Raw genomic sequence first — 17,509 nt, forward strand, 5'->3', positions numbered from 1 at the left:
TTTTAATTGCGGTATTTAAGGGTATTTTTCTATGAGTAACGCTATTGCTTCACTTGAAAAGGTACTCCTTCCTTTTGCTGTAAAAATTGGAAAGCAGCCACACGTTAATGCAATCAAGAACGGTTTTATTCGTTTAATGCCGTTAACCCTCGCAGGGGCCATGTTTGTATTAATCAATAACGTTTTCCTGAGCTTTGGGGAGGGGTCGTTTTTTTATTCAATGGGCATTCGACTTGATGCTTCAACTATTGAAACGCTGAATAGCTTGAAAGGCATTGGTGGAAACGTCTATAACGGTACGCTGGGTATCATGTCATTGATGGCACCGTTCTTTATCGGCATGGCGCTGGCAGAAGAACGTAAAGTCGACTCACTGGCTGCCGGGCTGTTATCTGTCGCCGCGTTTATGACCGTAACGCCTTATAGCGTGGGTGAAGCCTATGCCGTTGGCGCGAACTGGCTCGGCGGTGCCAATATTATTTCCGGTATCATTATCGGCCTCGCGGTCGCGGAAATGTTCACCTTTGTGGTTCGTCGCAATTGGGTCATTAAATTACCTGATAGCGTACCGACATCTGTATCGCGCTCTTTCTCTGCGCTGATTCCTGGCTTCCTTATCCTCTCCATTATGGGGATCATCGCCTGGGCATTGAACACCTGGGGTACGAACTTCCACCAGATCATTATGGATTCCATTTCAACTCCGCTGGCGTCGTTGGGCAGCGTGGTGGGCTGGGCCTACGTGATTTTTGTTCCGCTGCTGTGGTTCTTTGGTATTCACGGTTCACTGGCGCTGACTGCGCTGGACAGCGGTATCATGACGCCATGGGCGCTGGAAAACATCTCTATCTACCAACAGTTTGGTTCCGTAGATGCCGCGCTGGAAGCCGGTAAGACGTTCCACGTCTGGGCGAAACCGATGCTCGACTCCTATATTTTCCTTGGGGGTAGCGGGGCAACGCTGGGTCTGATTATCGCTATCTTCCTGGCATCGCGTCGTCCTGACTATCGTCAGGTTGCTAAACTGGCACTGCCATCAGGTCTGTTCCAGATTAACGAACCTATCCTGTTCGGTCTGCCGATCATCATGAACCCGGTGATGTTTATCCCGTTCATCCTGGTTCAGCCGATTCTGGCGGCGATTACGCTGGCAGCTTATTACTCAGGCATTATTCCACCGATTACCAACATTGCACCGTGGACCATGCCAACCGGTTTGGGCGCGTTCTTTAACACCAACGGTAGTGTCGCTGCTCTGCTGGTCGCGCTGTTCAACCTCGGTATCGCAACGCTGGTTTACCTGCCGTTCGTGGTGGTAGCCAACAAAGCGCAGAACGTTATTGACCAAGAAGAAAGCGAAGAAGATATCGCTAACGCATTGAAATTCTAAATTTAATCCGGCATGGCTTCACGGTCATGCCGGACTGAACCAGAGGAAAAAAGTATGTTGGACATCGAGAATATCGTCGACACGCAGTCCGAAGCAGAAGAACTTGAAGAAGTGGTGATGGGCCTCATCATCAACTCCGGTCAGGCGCGTAGCCTGGCGTACGGCGCACTCAAAATGGCCAAGCAAGGCGATTTCGAGTCGGCCAAGGCGATGATGGACCAGTCTCGTCTGGCGCTGAACGAAGCGCACCTCGTGCAAACGAAACTGATTGAAGGCGATCAGGGCGAAGGTAAAATGAAAGTTAGCCTGGTGCTGGTCCACGCGCAGGACCACCTGATGACATCAATGCTGGCGCGTGAGCTGGTGACTGAACTGATTGAACTTCACGAAAAGCTGAAATAGCGAGGAGTGCATAATGCAGCTACAGATTAACGCACCGGAAATCAAAACCGTTTATGAACAGCAGCTGTTTAATGGCAAAAATTTCCATGTGTTCATCTATAACAAAACTGAGAGTATCAGCGGGCTGCATCAGCATGACTACTATGAATTTACCCTGGTTTTAACCGGGCGCTATTATCAGGAAATCAACGGTAAACGCGTACTACTCGAACGTGGAGACTTTGTCTTTATCCCGTTGGGATCGCACCACCAAAGTTTTTATGATTTTGGTGCGACAAGGATCCTTAACGTCGGCATCAGTAAACGTTTTTTTGAACAGCACTATCACCCGCTACTGCCATTTTGTTTCGTTGCATCGCAGGTCTATCGGGCGAATAACTCGTTTCTTACCTATATTGAAACGGTTATTGCATCACTTAACTTTCGCGAGAGCGGACTGGATGAATTTGTAGAAGTGGTCACCTTCTATATTATTAATCGGTTACGTCATCATCGCGAAGAGCAGGTGTTGGATGATATTCCGCAGTGGCTTAAAACCACCGTCGAGACCATGCACGACAAACGGCAGTTTAGCGAGAACGCGCTGGAAAATATGGTACACCTGTCCGCGAAATCCCAGGAGTATCTGACCCGTGCAACCCAGCGTTATTACAGCAAAACGCCGATGCAGATTATTAATGAAATCCGCATTAACTTTGCTAAAAAACAGCTGGAAATGACGAACTATTCTGTAACGGATATTGCTTACGAGTCTGGCTACAGTAGTCCAAGCCTGTTTATTAAAACGTTTAAAAAGCTGACGTCGTTTACACCGAATAGCTACCGTAAGAAATTAACTGAATTTAATCAGTAGATATTATTTGCCAATAACCCATTTTTTATAGCTTGCCCAAAATAGCGTCGGGACAGCCACGCTATACCTGACATACGGGTTGAGCATAATACACGTCAGTGTTTTGACACTGAAGGGAGAAAGTATGAGCCAGAAATTAAAAGTCGTCACTATCGGTGGCGGGAGCAGCTACACCCCTGAATTACTTGAAGGCTTTATTAAGCGCTATCATGAATTACCGGTTTCTGAGTTGTGGCTGGTTGATGTCGACGGTGGAAAAGAGAAACTGGACATTATTTTTGACCTATGCCAGCGCATGATCGATAAAGCCGGCGTACCGATGAAGTTGTTTAAAACGCTGGATCGCCGTGAAGCACTGAAAGATGCTGATTTCGTTACCACCCAGCTGCGTGTAGGGCAACTGCAAGCCCGTGAAAAGGATGAACGCATTCCGCTGAGCCACGGGTATCTGGGGCAGGAAACCAACGGCGCTGGCGGGCTGTTCAAAGGCCTGCGTACCATTCCGGTTATCTTTGATATTGTTAAAGATGTGGAAGAACTGTGCCCGAATGCGTGGGTGATCAACTTCACTAACCCAGCCGGGATGGTGACTGAGGCGGTTTATCGCCATACGAATTTCAAGAAATTCATCGGCGTATGTAATATTCCGATCGGCATGAAAATGTTCATCAGCGACGTGCTGGCGCTGAAAGAGAGTGATGACTTATCTATCGACCTGTTTGGTCTGAATCATATGGTCTTCATTAAGGATGTTCTGGTCAACGGTGTGTCACGCTTTGATGAACTGCTGGACGGCGTTGCTTCGGGTCAGTTGAAAGCCTCTGGCGTGAAGAACATCTTCGACCTGCCGTTCAGCGAAGGATTGATTCGTTCGCTGAAGCTGCTGCCGTGCTCGTATCTGCTGTACTACTTCAAGCCAAAAGAGATGCTGGCGATCGAAATGGGCGAGTACTATAAGGGTGGCGCACGTGCTCAGGTAGTACAAAAAGTTGAAAAACAACTGTTTGAGCTCTACAAAAATCCTGAGCTAAACGTTAAACCGAAAGAGCTGGAGCAGCGCGGCGGGGCCTATTACTCCGATGCGGCCTGTGAAGTGATCAATGCCATCTACAATGACAAACAGACCGAGCACTATGTCAACGTTCCTCACCATGGGCATGTTGATAATATTCCTGCCGACTGGGCGGTTGAGATGACCTGTACGCTGGGGCGCAACGGTGCTACGCCGCATCCGCGAATTACCCATTTTGATGAGAAAGTGCTCGGCCTTATCTATACCATTAAAGGTTTTGAAGTGGCGGCGAGCAATGCGGCATTGAGCGGCGAGCTGAATGATGTGCTGCTGGCGTTAAACCTGAGTCCGCTGGTGCATTCTGACAGCGATGCCGAGATTCTGGCGCGTGAGCTAATTCTGGCACATGAAAAATGGCTGCCAAACTTCGCCGGGTGCATTGAGAAACTCAAAAGCGAACAACACTAACTGAGGTCGGCTATGGAACGCGTACTGATTGTAAATGCGGATGATTTTGGCCTGAGTAAAGGACAAAACTACGGCATTGTTGAAGCTTGTCGCAATGGTGTTGTCACCTCGACAACGGCGCTGATTAACGGTGCGGCAATTGACCATGCGGTACAGCTGAGTCGCGACATACCTGAACTTGCCGTCGGAATGCACTTTGTTCTGACGCTGGGCAGGCCGTTGACGGCAATGCCGGGCCTTACTCGTGACGGGGTACTGGGGAAATGGATCTGGCAGATGGCTGAGGAAGACACTTTGCCGCTGGATGAAATTTCTCAGGAACTGGCCGCACAGTATCAGCGTTTTATTGACCTGTTCGGGCGGGAGCCGACGCATCTGGATAGCCATCACCATGTGCATATGTTCCCGCAAATTTTCCCTATCGTAGCAGGGTTTGCTGCCCAGAAGGGGATTGCGTTGCGTATCGATCGTCAGGCGGTATTCCAGGCGTCTGACTTACCGGAAACCTTACGGACTTCCCAGGGATTCAGCAGCGAGTTTTACGGTGAGGCGATTTCTGAAGCTCTGTTTTTGCAGATGCTTGATGCGTCAGCCGATCGCGGAGAATCCTCGCTGGAAGTGATGTGTCATCCGGCTTTTATCGATGACATTATTCGTCAAAGTGCCTACTGTTACCCCCGCTTAACTGAGCTCGACGTGCTGACGTCTTCGTCACTAAAATATGCTATTGCGGAGCGCGGTTATCGTCTTGGCAGTTTTCTAAACGTGTAATTCCTGAGTTTGCGGCGCTTGATGCGCCGCATTTTTTTAGGCCGGAATCGTGTCTATTTTTCCGGCGCGTGACCAGACGCGGTGCGCGGTCATCAGCGTCAGCAGGGTATCCATGAACTGTGTGTCTGCACTGTCCGCTTCCACCACGCCTTCTTCTCCTTCCTTTTTGATATTCAACGTTGCTTTAAACCGACGAGCATCGCCAGCCAGGGCGATAGGTTTTAAGTGTTTATACGCTTCGAGTAAGTAATATCGGGCATCTCCGTTCATTGCGATATCCGCAATATTCCCACATGGAACAATGACTGCATCGACCGTCAGGGATGGCGAACCCGCAAAGGTACCGGCGATTGTCAGAACGGAGCCATCGTCGGCAACCACATTCCCCATTCGGGAATAGAGCAGTTTGGCATGAACACCTTCGGCCTGTAGGGCTTGCATGATGGCGAGCAGATCGGCCGATTTCACCTGGTCATTAAGTAAAATGGCGACCACACGGCCCTTAATCTCACCTTGCGCACCTGCATATAAACTGAGTGACGGCGCATTTTTCAAACCGTTGACGTTGGCCGGCGGTATAATTTTGGTTTGTTCCTCAGTGAGTTCAAAACCCAGATTCCTGGCAACCGCCGTGGCGAGGGCAGTATCAATATGAACTAACTGTTCGACCACTCTTTCTCTGATATAGGGGCGCGTAACTTTGCTAAGTTCGAAACTGAATCCGCCGATAATATGCTGCTGTTCAATTGGCGTCTGACTTAGCCAGAACAGACGAGGCTGCGCATAGTATTCGCCGAAAGAGGGGCTGCGTTCGCGGATTTTGTTTCCTTCAATCCGTTCCTGATACGACTCAAATCCACCGCGTTTTGGCCCCGGAGGTGTTTCACGCGGCCAGTTATCATTGATGGAATTCGGTTCATAGTTGGCTGGGTTGGTATCGATGTCCATGCGATGCATGCCGTCACGCTGGAAATTATGATACGGACAGGTTGGGCGATTAATTGGGATTTCATGGAAGTTGGGCCCGCCCAGACGACTGATCTGGGTATCGGTATAGGAGAACAAGCGGCCCTGCAACAAGGGATCGTTAGTAAAATCGATGCCCGGGACGATGTGTCCGGGATGAAAAGCCACTTGCTCATTTTCGGCGAAAAAATTGTCCGGATTGCGGTTTAGCACCATTTTACCGACGAGTTGTACCGGAACCAGTTCTTCAGGTATCAATTTCGTTGGATCGAGCAGGTCAAAATCGAACTTGAATTCGTCCTCTTCAGGAATGAGCTGTAGCCCCAGTTCATATTCCGGATAATCGCCCGCTTCAATCGCCTCCCACAGATCGCGGCGATGAAAGTCGGGATCCCGACCGGTAAGTTTTTGCGCTTCATCCCATACCAGCGAAGCTTTGCCTGCCAGCGGTTTCCAGTGGAAACGGACAAAGGTGGCTTTCCCTTGCGCATTAATCAACCGAAATGTGTGAATACCAAAGCCTTCCATCGTGCGATAGCTGCGCGGAATACCCCGATCGGACATTGCCCATATGACGTTGTGCAACGTTTCAGGCTGTAATGAGACATAATCCCAGAAGGTGTCATGGGCGCTTTGGCCCTGCGGGATGGCCCAATGCGGCTCCGGTTTAACCGCATGGACGAAATCTGGGAATTTATGGGCATCCTGAATAAAGAAGATGGGAGTATTGTTTCCCACCAGGTCGAAAATGCCCTCTTCAGTGTAAAACTTGGTCGCAAATCCCCGTATATCTCTGACCGTATCCGCAGAGCCTGCGCCGCCCTGAACCGTAGAGAATCGGACAAAAACCGGGGTGATTTTATTTTCATCACTCAGAAAGTCCGCTTTCGTCGTCGCGCTGAGACTGGCATAGGGCTGAAAGTAACCGTGAGCGGCAGAACCTCGGGCATGTACGATCCTCTCCGGGATGCGTTCATGATCAAAATGGGTGATTTTTTCCCGCAGGATGAAGTCTTCCAGCAGAGTTGGCCCACGGTTTCCGGCGCGCAGAGAGTTTTGATCGTCCGCAATGCGCACGCCCTGATTGGTGGTCAGGGCAAAATCCTCGCTTCCTTTGCGAAAACTGTCCAGCGCGTTGAGTTTGTCACTTGTGACGTCAGGCGCTTTTAAGCTGCCGGATGTGGTGGGTTGCATGCCTGGTGGTGTGGGTTCAGGCGCTGGCTGATGTGAACCGTCTGCTGGCGCCAGTGAGTCAAGTCCTGGCTGGGATTCGCTGGCATCATGAACCGGCGCTGAGTGATGGAGTGGGTGCTTATCGTTCTGTGACATTAAACTCGTCTCCTGTTTTCATCGCTGAAAGGGTCGTTGTTGCTGTCAAAAACTTTAACTATAGACCACTCATTCAGCGGCGCAGGTACAGGCCGATGACGTAAAGCGCGATGAACCAGGCAAACAGCGCACGCAAGGCAGGACGTCAGGAGGCAAAATCGGCTAAGATAGCGGTTTTCTGATTTTTAGAATTTGTCTTTAGTGAAGCAACTGATTATGAAACCTCTTCGCCAACAAAATCGTCCGGTTATCAGCTATGTTCCTCGCGTGGAGCCCGCTCCACCAGAGCATGCGATTAAAATGGATGCGTTTCGTGACGTATGGATACTGCGCGGAAAATATGTCGCTTTTGTCTTAATGGGGGAGTCGTTTTCACGTTCGCCTGCATTTACGGTCCCGGAATCAGCGCAGCGCTGGGCTAATCAGGTTCGTCAGGAAAATGAACTGAGCGATTAATGGATATAAAAAAACCGCCGGATCATGATACTCCGGCGGTTTTTTGTTTTTTAGCTGACAGACTTAGCGATGCGCCAGTTCGGCGTTATCGTCGCTGTCCAGAATTGTTTTATCGGTCTGCTTCAGCCATTGACTGGTCAGCGTACCGGCAGTCATGGAACCGCTTACGTTCAACGCAGTACGCCCCATATCGATCAGCGGTTCAACGGAGATCAACAGCGCAACCAGCGTGACCGGCAGACCCATAGCAGGCAGAACGATCAGCGCGGCAAACGTTGCACCGCCACCGACACCCGCAACCCCTGCGGAACTCACAGTCACGATACCAACCAGCGTGGCAATCCACATTGGGTCCAGCGGGTTGATTCCAACGGTCGGCGCGACCATTACTGCCAGCATTGCCGGGTACAGACCCGCACAACCATTCTGGCCAATCGTGGCGCCAAAAGAGGCGGCGAAAGAGGCGATGGATTCAGGCACGCCCAGACGACGGGTTTGCGCTTCAACGTTCAGCGGAATTGAGGCTGCGCTGGAACGGCTGGTGAAGGCGAAAGTCAGCACCGGCCACACCTTACGGAAGTATTTCAGCGGGCTAACGCCGTTAATACCCAAGAGGATCCCGTGAACCACGAACATAATGCCCAGACCGAGATAAGAGGCCACGACGAAGCTACCCAGCTTAATGATGTCCTGAAGGTTGGAACCGGCAACCACTTTGGTCATCAGCGCCAGAACACCGTACGGCGTCAACTGCATCACCAGACGAACCAGCTTCATCACCCAGCTTTGCAGGGTATCGATAGCCACCAGAACGCGCTCGCCTTTTGGTGCATCATCTTTCAGCAGTTTCAGTGCGGCTACACCCAGGAATGCTGCGAAGATAACTACGCTGATAATCGACGTCGGGTTGGCGCCAGTCAGATCGGCAAACGGGTTTTTCGGAATAAACGACAGCACCAGTTGCGGAACGCTGAGGTCAGCCACTTTGCCAACATAGTTGGTTTCAATCGCGTTCAGACGGGCCGTCTCGGCACCACCTTGCACCAGACCTTCGGCGGTCAGGCCGAACAGGTTGGTCACCAGAACCCCAACCAGTGCGGCAATCAGCGTGGTAAACAGTAGCGTTCCGATGGTCAGGAAGCTGATTTTACCTAACTGAGAGGCATTGTGCAGACGCGCAACGGCGCTGAGAATAGATGCAAATACCAGCGGCATAACAATCATCTGCAGCAACTGTACATAACCGTTGCCGACAATGTTGAACCACTGTACGGAATCTTTAAGAACCTGGCTGTCGGAACCATAAATGGTATGCAGGGCAAGGCCGAACACGACACCCATGACCAGACCGACCAGTACTTTTTTGGCCAGACTCCACTGTTTGTGCCGGGCTTGCGCCAGCACGAACAGCAGCACTATGAACACGATAATGTTCGCGATTAAAGGAAAGTTCATCCCCGTTCTCCTGATCTTATTATGCGTATCACCGTTTAAAGGTGATTCTGTTGGCGCAAGATTAGCAGAACTGTGACATGCCTCTTATATTCAAATGGAATTGTTTATACCGAAAATGACTTTTTGGCTGATTTATTAGTCAATCTGATGCGTTATGAAACGATTGAACTGCATTTGTAGCGTATTAATCATCTGCGAAGACCAGCGTACAGCGCTGTTCTCTTGTACGGTCTGCGGCATCCAGATTGCCCATGCGAACAGTGCCATGCACAGAAACCGCTCCAGTTGGTTGCCTTTTTGCGGCACGAGGATGGGCAGACGAAAACGCCAGCGGCAGGGCCAAAGCAGGGGAACGCCCGCCGGGGTCAGCATATCGGCCAGAATATGGCTGAGATAACCGAGAACCATACCTTGTAAGGCATCAGCCGGTATTATCCAGGTGTCCGGGACTTTCAGGTAAAACGTGGTCAGCAGGGCAAAGACTGCAAGCAGGCTATGCGTAAACCCGCGATGACCAAATGCCCGGGCAATGGGTTTTGATATCCACTTCAGACGCTGCCCCAGCAGGGATTTGGGATGATCAATATCCGGCAGCAGGCACGTTAAAATGGCGGAAGGAACAATATGCCACCAGTCACCCTGCGTAAGAACGGGCGTTAGCTCGGCATTCTTGGCAAATACCGCACAGGCAATAGAAAAAAGAAGGTGGCCTTCCGCCGTCATGATAAAACCCAATAAACTGTCGATTCATACAGTATAGGGGTTTTATACAGTAGGCGGAAGAGGTGACGTTGTAACCCTTTGTCACAAGTGCGCCATTACCGCGCCAGCCAACCGCCATCCACGGCTAGCGTATAGCCATGAATATAGTCAGAGGCGGAACTTGCGAGGAATACGACCGGGCCTTTCAGATCATTTGGCGTGCCCCAGCGCCCTGCGGGAATACGATCGATAATCTCCTGATTGCGCTCGCTGTCTGCGCGCAGCTGCTGGGTATTATTGGTCGCCATATAGCCGGGTGCGATAGCATTGACATTAATTCCTTTGGCCGCCCATTCATTGGCGAGCAGGCGAGTGATGCCGAGCACGCCGCTTTTTGATGCTGTATAGGAAGGGACGCGGATTCCGCCCTGAAAAGAGAGCATCGAGGCAATGTTAATAATTTTTCCGCCATTGCCCTGAGCCAGAAACTGGCGCGCCACGGCCTGTGACAGAAAGAAAACAGATTTGAGATTCAGATTCATCACGTCATCCCAATCCTTTTCACTGAAGTCCAGCGCATCCTGACGGCGTATGGTTCCCGCATTGTTGACCAGAATATCGATCCGGCCAAACGCCGACACCGATTGTGTCACGATGCTGGTGAGAGCATCTTGTTGGCTGAGGTCGGCCTGAATAGCCATAAAACGTCGACCGAGGGCGTTAATTTTCTCTGCGGTTTCATGTGGTATTTTACGATTCACGCCGACTACATCGCAGCCCGCTTCAGCCAGCGCCACTGCCATACCCTGCCCAAGGCCGGTGTCACATCCAGTGACGATGGCTACTTTACCTTCGAGACGAAAAGCTTCCTGAATCATGTTTACCTCAACTATTTATGTCATTAACGCTTGCTCTATAGGGCAAGGATAGGAGAGGTTAAACAGAAACACAATTAAAAATGAAACGATGTTTTAAAAATAAAAAATCTGAGAGGGCGGGCAATACGATCATTGCCCGTTACAGGATTAGCCGCGCAGATGAACGGCAGTAAGTTCGGTGAGCGAGGTTAGTTTAACGTCGGCAAGAACGAAGCGGGGATCGTCCTGATTCTCATACGCTGGTACGACGATGGAACGCATACGGGCGGCTTTCGAAGCAATCATGCCGTTTACCGAGTCTTCCAGTGCTACGCAGTTTAACGGGTCAATGCCCAGTTTTGTGGCGCAATCGAGATAAACCTGCGGGTGCGGTTTGCTGTAGGGCAGTTTTTCTGCGGAAGCCAGAGCGTCGAAGCTGCTGCGCAGATCAAACATGGTCAGCACTTTTTCCAGCATATGCAGCGGCGAGGCGGATGCCAGTCCTACTTTGATTCCCTGAGATTTGCACAACGCCACGGCTTCACGCACACCCGGCAGCAGTGGTTTTGTTTCTTCCACTAACGCAATGGCCCGGGTGATGATGCGCTCGGTGACTTCCTGACGTGAGGGACCGTTCCACGGTTGCTGCGCAAACCACAAATCGACCACCATATCGATGCGTAAGCCAAGAGTATCGGGAAGTTCATGGCGGCGGGAGATATCAACGCCTAAACTTGCTATCACATCCAGTTCAGCCTGATCCCAAAGCGGTTCAGAATCGACCAGTAACCCATCCATATCGAAAATTGCAGCAAGAATTTGACGCGGGGTTGACATTACAACCTCTCCTTTACGGTGATAAAAGGGATTAAGAGCCAGTAATAACAGGCTCTGAGCGTTCATTATGGCTAATTCAGCAGTATACCGCCTTTAAAGATCAGGCGAAAATGGTTATCAGCGGGTAAACTTAGGCCAAAATGACACGTCTTTATCAAGGGGAACTCATGACGTATCAACAAGCTGGACGCATTGCCGTCTTGAAAAGGCTGGCGGGATGGGTAATTTTCATTCCCGCGCTGATTTCAACACTGGTTTCTGTACTGAAGTTTATGTATGCGCACAGCGAAAAGCAGGAGGGAATTAACGCGGTCATGCTCGATTTTGCTCATGTGATGATCGATATGATGCGGGTTAATACACCTTTTCTTAACGTGTTCTGGTATAACTCGCCAACGCCCGATTTTCAAAGTGGACTGAATCTCGTTTTTTGGCTGATATTCATCCTGATTTTTATCGGTCTGGCGTTGCAGGATTCAGGCGCCAGAATGAGCCGCCAGGCACGTTTCTTACGCGAAGGCGTTGAGGATCAGCTGATTCTGGAACAGGCAAAAGGCAGTGAAGGATTATCCCGCGAGCAACTTGAGTCGCGAATTGTGGTACCGCACCATACGATCTTCTTACAAATTTTCCCGCTTTATATTTTGCCGGTGATCGTTATCGTGATCGGCTACTTCTTCTTCTCATTGCTGGGCTTTTTGTAAGTGCCGCTCTATCGGGCCTGCCATGTTGCGAAACGGCAGGCCTGATAAGCAACGCGGTACGTAGTTAAGCAGCGAGTAATCTATCCAGCGCTTTCTGCGCCACAACCAGATGCTGTCCTCCGAACAGAATTGCTCGATTCAGCAGCGTATAGAGCTGGTAGATTGGCTGCCTGTCAAGAAAGTCCAGCGGTAGTGGTGAGACAGACTGGTAACCGTCATAAATTTGCGGCGGCTGATCGATATGTAACGGCAGCATTGCCAGGTCGCACTCTCTGTCCCCCCAGTAGCAGGCAGGGTCAAAGATGTACGGACCGTTAGGACCGAGGGCGCAGTTCCCGGACCACAAATCACCGTGCAGGAGAGACGGCTGCGGCTGATGAGAAGAGAGACGTTGCTGGACATGTTCGACGATGGCATCAATATTGCCAAACGCAATGCCTTTTTCAGCGGCGAGTTCCAGTTGCCAGCCTATACGCTGCTCGGCGAAAAAGGTTGACCAGCGACGTTGCCAGGTATTGGGCTGCGGTGTGGTAGAGAGCGCGTTATCGAAGTCGAGACCAAACTGAGGCTGGTCGCTCCATTCGTGCAAATGCGCAAGCTGTTGACCGAGGATAAACGCGTTATGCGCATCAAGCGGACGGGGAGGGAGGAAATCCATCACCAGAAAGCTGTAATCTCTGTCTGCGCCTACTGCCCAGACTTTCGGTACCGATACAGTTTGACTGCGGGAAAGTAGCTCCAGCTGATCGGCTTCTGCCGTAAAGCCGGTTAACAGCTCTCTTTCATCGCATTTGACGAAAAAATCCCGCCCCGCATAGCGTAAATGCCATGCGGCGTGAATCTCTCCGCCGGGCAGTTCATTACGCAGTTCGATTTCGCCTTCACCTAATTGCTCGCTTAAAAGACGACTGATAGCCTGCCACATGATGTCTCTCCCCATGTTGTCTGCCAGATCATAAGGTTAGCGCAAGAATGCGGTTAAAAAACACGAACTGACGCACACCACGGACGCGTCATCGCTGGAAAGGCACTTAATGTTTGTCGCTCTTCTTCACCCCGTACCGTTGTGGAGACGTCTGACTGCACATGATTCACTTCTTTGTAATAACGTGATTTTTTATCATAGTCGCATAACACCCATGCTGACAGTTTTACGCGAGAATCCCCCTTTGTCTTCAAAAGAGGGACGGTGTCGTTATTGAGTGAGATACGAATAAATTTTTTGCGTGTCGTCCAAAGAGCACAGGCGCGTACCCTGATTTAGTGTTGCTGCGCTACCTGCGGCGACGCCGTAACGGACAATATCCTCAAAAGGTGCATTCTCAGCCAGTTTAAGCGTCATGGCCCCGACCATACTGTCGCCCGCGCCTACGGTGCTTTGACTTTTCACCGGTGGCGGAACCACCTGAACGCAGGTATCTCGATCTACGCCCAGCGCCCCTTGCGGCCCAAGCGAGACCACAACGCGGTGCGCTTTTCCACTATGTACGATTTCCTGTGCGGCCTTGCGCACATCATCGGGCTGTGTCAGTTCTCGATTTACCAGCGCACTCAGTTCTTTGAGGTTAGGTTTGACCAGTTCGATATTGCCGATGGCTAACGCCGCCGTCAGTGCTTCACCTGAACTGTCGACAATACAGCGGATCCCTTGTTTTTGTGCGGTGGTAATCAGTCGGGTCAACTTCTCAAGCTGTACGCCGGGCGGCAAACTACCGCTGATGACCAGCAATGCACCAGATTCAATTTCCAGCACCTGATCCTGAAGTTGGTAGAACTCGTCATCGGTCAGCGCAGCGCCAGGCATGACAAAACGATACTGTTCGCCGCTGGACTCAACGTGGACATGAAGATTTTGTCGGGTCCAATCTTTGGCTTCGACAGTGGATACGGGAACATTTTCGTCGGCGAGCAATGCAACAAGATGCTCTCCGGTTGCACCCCCCGCGGGGAAAATCGCCGTTGCGGTTCCGCCAAGATGGGCAATTGCGCGAGCAACGTTGATGCCGCCACCGCCGGGTTCAAAAACCGGCGAGGTACAACGAAGCTTACCTTCCGGGTAAATTTGCGGGGTGATTGTTGCGCTATCGAGAGAGGGCGCAAGTGTTAACGTATAGATACGTACCATCTTTACCTCCTGTTAGGCTGTCCTCAGTCTGGCACTTAACCTCCCGAAAGTGAAGTAATTAACAACATGATTTTTCATATCTTTATTTAAAATTATCGTCATAAAGTTATATAAATAAAATAAAGGTTTAGGAACGCTCTTATTCAAAAAATGAAATAAGAATTTATTGCTATGTTATTCGAGTCTTTTTATAATTTGTTACCTTTCAAGGGTCTTTTGTCATTGATCCATATGAAAGTTTCCGAGACCGTAATGGTCTCTTTTTTTGTTGTACGGACTCTTAATAAATGAAGCTTTTGAAGACAGTGCCCGCAGCATTACTGCTGACGGGAGGCCTGCTTGCGTCAATGCATGCTGCCGCCGATGATTCCGTTTTTACTGTCATGGATGACCCTTCCAGCGCGAAAAAACCCTTTGAAGGTAACCTGAACGCGGGATATCTCGCCCAGTCAGGCAACACAAAAAGTTCTTCTTTAACCGCAGATACCACCATGACCTGGTACGGCCAAACGACCGCATGGTCTCTGTGGGGAAATGCCAGTAATACCTCCTCAAATGATGAGCGTTCATCGGAGAAATATGCCGTAGGTGGCCGTAGTCGTTACAACATGACCGACTATGACTATCTCTTTGGACAGGCAAGCTGGTTGACCGACCGCTACAACGGCTACCGCGAGCGTGACGTGCTGACTGCGGGTTATGGTCGTCAGTTCCTCAACGGGCCTGTGCACAGCTTCCGTTTCGAATTCGGTCCTGGCGTGCGCTATGACGAGCACACGGATGGCACCACCGAAACACAGCCGCTGGGCTATGCGTCCGGGGCCTATGCATGGCAGATGACGGACAATACCAAGTTTACTCAGGGTGTGTCGGTATTCGGCGCTGACGATACCACACTCAACTCTGAAACTGCCCTGAACGTTGCCATCAACGAACACTTTGGGTTAAAGGTGGCTTACAACGTGACCTGGAACTCTGAACCACCGGCAACAGCGCCGGAGCATACCGATCGCCGCACGACAGTTTCCCTCGGCTATCGGATGTAGTGACAAGCCGGGTCAAATAAATGGCCTGGCTTTTCTAAATTAAAGTTAAGTTTATTTAATATTTAATTTGCGTTTTATTTTTCTACCTGGCCATAACGCGTTATTTTCAGACGAATTCGATTAATCGATAAATAAACGAAATCGGAACAGCGGGTGAGCGTCATTTAGCCCCAGATCATCGCAGCCCAGCGCAGCATCAACATGGCCGCACAAATAACGAGCAGAATCACAACCATCTTCCAGTGTTTCTTCGCAAAGCGATTTGTGGGCATTGTTTTTTTCCTGCTCAGGTTAGATGACTTTGTGCAAGTGTAACAAAGATGGTTGGGTGTCAGTGAATTGATTTACATCATAGAGCGCGCGTTGATTGCTGCTTTGATCGACCCGTAATGCCGTGTACACTGTCAAACGGTGTTATCAAAAAGCGGGTGTAGGTCCAGTGTGGTCTTTAAGGCGACCAGTGACATATTTCGCAGAGTGAAGCGGGAATCAGCCCACACCTTTTTGATAATTTTAAATATTGAATCTTTGTATGTGATCTTACGTGTAAGTACCATCCAGAATTTCACCTCATTCCTGTCTGTTCCTACCTGTTTCACCAATTCAGCGCCACTCCTAACTTTCTTCAATTCACCCGTTTCAATTTAGTTCATCTTGTCCGCATTCGTGTCGTAGAATCTGTGTACCAAATCGTGTACCAATTCCGAAAAGCTGAACAGGGACAAGCATGCCTCTCAACGATACCAAGCTCAGGCGTATAGCTGGCAAGCCATATGATGGACCAGAGGAGATAGCTGACGGTGGTGGACTTTCTGCCAGGATCAGCCCAAAGGGACTTATCACCTTTCAGTACCGCTATCGCTTCAACGGGAAACCGGCCAGGCTAAAACTCGGCACCTACGGCAAGATGTCGATCAAAGAAGCTCGTGACGCGATGGAGGAATGCAAGGGCTGGCTGGAAGAGGGACGCGATCCGGCAATGCAGCGGAAAAAAGCCAGGGACATCGTATCCAGCTCGCCGAGCATCAGCACTCTCGTTGATGAGTGGCTGGAAACACCATCAGTGAAAGAGATGGTGAAGTATGAATACTGGAAGCGGATGCTGAAGCTTCACGTTACCGACAATTACGGCCGACTGATAGCAGATGAGATGAGCCCCGTTGAGTGGGAGCAGATATTCCTGCGCATAACGAAAGGTGGTTCGCCGGTTCAGGCCGGTAACGTGCTGGTGAAGATGAAGCAGGTGATCCGCTATGCGCTGCGTCGAAAACGTATTACTTCAAATTCTCTAATGTTGCTTGAGATTAACGATATCGGTAGCCGTCCGGATGACGGGGAAAGATTCCTGAATGACGAAGAGATAGGCGCGTTCTGGAATGCCATCGATAAAACCAAGATGTCATGGCAAAACAAAATGCTGATCCGCCTTGTGGCGCTTACCGGTTGCCGAGGTGTTGAGTTGAGATTAGCAAGGAAGGGTGACTTTGATCTGAAGGCGAGGGAATGGGTTATACCGAAAGAGAACTCGAAAACGCGTAAACGCTTTGTGCGTGGGATTTCTCAGCTGGCGGCCGATTATCTGCAGAAGGTTTTTGATGTGTACCCCGATCAGTCAATCGTGTTTCCACCGGCTAAATTGCAGGTGGACAGGCCTATGTCAGCCAGTACATTGATTTCCATCGCGGGGCAGGTGGAAGAGGTAATGGGTGGGGAGCACTGGTCTCTGCACGACCTGCGCAGAACGTGCAAAACAAAGATGGCTGAGCTTGGTATTGCACCTCACGTATCAGAGAAGATACTCGGGCATAAGCTAACGGGGATGCTGGCTGTTTATGACCAGTATGATTACATCCCCGAGCAGCAGGCAGCTGCAGAATTGTGGGCTGATAAGATTCAGGCGTGTGCAGCCAATAGCCCTTTATCTTTGCAGAACTGAATAACTTCTACATAGCGGAAGAGAGCGCCGCCTTTAGGTGGGTGAATTTCTTCCACTTCCTGCGGGAATGGTGTGCCGGATTCTTCCCACTGTTTGCGCTTACGATAAAACGTGGTTCTGGAGATACCACCAAGCATCTCCTGAACGCGCTCACGGTTAACCAGAACCGGCTGAATGCTGATTGTTGTTTGCATGCTTTT

Annotated in this window: 18 protein-coding genes; 9 read left to right on the forward strand and 9 right to left on the reverse strand. The window is 50.4% G+C overall.

Annotation, left to right across the window (positions count from 1 at the left end):
- The first annotated feature begins 31 nt into the window (after positions 1–31).
- The 5 genes from chbC to chbG all read left to right on the forward strand — a co-directional run bounded on the left by chbC (position 32) and on the right by chbG (position 4,896).
- On the forward strand, positions 32–1,390 hold the full coding sequence (chbC, locus tag E6P06_RS13565) for a PTS N,N'-diacetylchitobiose transporter subunit IIC (RefSeq protein WP_003030619.1): 1,359 nt from the start codon (positions 32–34) through the stop codon (positions 1,388–1,390).
- Positions 1,391–1,444: 54 nt separating this feature from the next.
- Entirely contained in the window at positions 1,445–1,792 is a 348-nt protein-coding gene (gene chbA / locus E6P06_RS13570) for a PTS N,N'-diacetylchitobiose transporter subunit IIA (RefSeq protein WP_003030618.1), read from the forward strand.
- Between the two features lie 10 nt (positions 1,793–1,802).
- The gene (gene chbR, locus E6P06_RS13575; protein WP_085951046.1) at positions 1,803–2,645 is read left to right on the forward strand and encodes a transcriptional regulator ChbR; all 843 of its coding nucleotides are present in this window, start codon (positions 1,803–1,805) and stop codon (positions 2,643–2,645) included.
- Between the two features lie 124 nt (positions 2,646–2,769).
- Positions 2,770–4,125, forward strand: a complete 1,356-nt coding sequence (locus tag E6P06_RS13580) for a 6-phospho-beta-glucosidase (protein WP_003840902.1) — start codon at positions 2,770–2,772, stop codon at positions 4,123–4,125.
- 12 nt (positions 4,126–4,137) lie between these two features.
- The gene (gene chbG, locus E6P06_RS13585) at positions 4,138–4,896 is read left to right on the forward strand and encodes a chitin disaccharide deacetylase (RefSeq protein WP_049003634.1); all 759 of its coding nucleotides are present in this window, start codon (positions 4,138–4,140) and stop codon (positions 4,894–4,896) included.
- A 36-nt stretch (positions 4,897–4,932) separates the two neighbouring features.
- Here chbG and katE read toward each other — a convergent pair whose 3' ends face one another.
- Positions 4,933–7,191, reverse strand: a complete 2,259-nt coding sequence (gene katE / locus E6P06_RS13590; protein ID WP_139935327.1) for a catalase HPII — start codon at positions 7,189–7,191, stop codon at positions 4,933–4,935.
- Between the two features lie 213 nt (positions 7,192–7,404).
- On the opposite strand from katE, the gene cedA reads away from it, so the two are divergent.
- Complete coding sequence (gene cedA, locus E6P06_RS13595) at positions 7,405–7,647, forward strand: cell division activator CedA (protein WP_246862909.1); 243 nt, start codon at positions 7,405–7,407, stop codon at positions 7,645–7,647.
- A gap of 63 nt (positions 7,648–7,710) precedes the next feature.
- Here cedA and tcyP read toward each other — a convergent pair whose 3' ends face one another.
- From tcyP to hxpB, 4 genes are all read right to left on the reverse strand, one after another.
- On the reverse strand, positions 7,711–9,102 hold the full coding sequence (gene tcyP / locus E6P06_RS13600) for a cystine/sulfocysteine:cation symporter (protein ID WP_003843455.1): 1,392 nt from the start codon (positions 9,100–9,102) through the stop codon (positions 7,711–7,713).
- 135 nt (positions 9,103–9,237) lie between these two features.
- Positions 9,238–9,837 carry a metal-dependent hydrolase gene (locus E6P06_RS13605; RefSeq protein WP_139935329.1) on the reverse strand — a complete coding sequence of 200 codons (600 nt, stop codon included), beginning with the start codon at positions 9,835–9,837 and terminating at the stop codon, positions 9,238–9,240.
- 83 nt (positions 9,838–9,920) lie between these two features.
- Positions 9,921–10,682 carry a 2-dehydro-3-deoxy-D-gluconate 5-dehydrogenase KduD gene (gene kduD / locus E6P06_RS13610; RefSeq protein ID WP_003840907.1) on the reverse strand — a complete coding sequence of 254 codons (762 nt, stop codon included), beginning with the start codon at positions 10,680–10,682 and terminating at the stop codon, positions 9,921–9,923.
- Positions 10,683–10,829: 147 nt separating this feature from the next.
- Positions 10,830–11,498, reverse strand: a complete 669-nt coding sequence (gene hxpB, locus E6P06_RS13615; protein ID WP_139935330.1) for a hexitol phosphatase HxpB — start codon at positions 11,496–11,498, stop codon at positions 10,830–10,832.
- 167 nt (positions 11,499–11,665) lie between these two features.
- On the opposite strand from hxpB, the gene E6P06_RS13620 reads away from it, so the two are divergent.
- Entirely contained in the window at positions 11,666–12,202 is a 537-nt protein-coding gene (locus E6P06_RS13620) for a YniB family protein (RefSeq protein WP_003030600.1), read from the forward strand.
- Between the two features lie 64 nt (positions 12,203–12,266).
- Here the strand turns inward: E6P06_RS13620 and E6P06_RS13625 are convergent, their stop codons facing one another.
- Positions 12,267–13,127: a fructosamine kinase family protein gene (locus E6P06_RS13625; protein WP_003840909.1), complete on the reverse strand. Its 861-nt coding sequence runs from the start codon at positions 13,125–13,127 to the stop codon at positions 12,267–12,269.
- A gap of 270 nt (positions 13,128–13,397) precedes the next feature.
- On the reverse strand, positions 13,398–14,327 hold the full coding sequence (pfkB, locus tag E6P06_RS13630) for a 6-phosphofructokinase II (RefSeq protein WP_049003630.1): 930 nt from the start codon (positions 14,325–14,327) through the stop codon (positions 13,398–13,400).
- A gap of 287 nt (positions 14,328–14,614) precedes the next feature.
- Between pfkB and E6P06_RS13635 the strand changes: the two genes are divergently transcribed.
- Entirely contained in the window at positions 14,615–15,373 is a 759-nt protein-coding gene (locus tag E6P06_RS13635) for a YdiY family protein (RefSeq protein WP_003840911.1), read from the forward strand.
- A 164-nt stretch (positions 15,374–15,537) separates the two neighbouring features.
- Here E6P06_RS13635 and yniD read toward each other — a convergent pair whose 3' ends face one another.
- Positions 15,538–15,645, reverse strand: a complete 108-nt coding sequence (gene yniD / locus E6P06_RS13640) for a small membrane protein YniD (protein WP_003030590.1) — start codon at positions 15,643–15,645, stop codon at positions 15,538–15,540.
- 455 nt (positions 15,646–16,100) lie between these two features.
- Between yniD and E6P06_RS13645 the strand changes: the two genes are divergently transcribed.
- Positions 16,101–17,309 carry a site-specific integrase gene (locus E6P06_RS13645; protein ID WP_139935331.1) on the forward strand — a complete coding sequence of 403 codons (1,209 nt, stop codon included), beginning with the start codon at positions 16,101–16,103 and terminating at the stop codon, positions 17,307–17,309.
- Here the strand turns inward: E6P06_RS13645 and E6P06_RS13650 are convergent.
- A complete protein-coding gene (locus tag E6P06_RS13650) occupies positions 17,267–17,503 on the reverse strand; it encodes a hypothetical protein (RefSeq protein ID WP_032936075.1) in 237 nt (78 codons plus the stop codon). The two genes, E6P06_RS13645 and E6P06_RS13650, sit on opposite strands and share 43 nt — an antisense overlap.
- Positions 17,504–17,509: the final 6 nt, after the last annotated feature.

It is taken from the genome of Citrobacter sp. CF971, assembly GCF_006385635.1.
Taxonomy (GTDB): domain Bacteria; phylum Pseudomonadota; class Gammaproteobacteria; order Enterobacterales; family Enterobacteriaceae; genus Citrobacter; species Citrobacter freundii.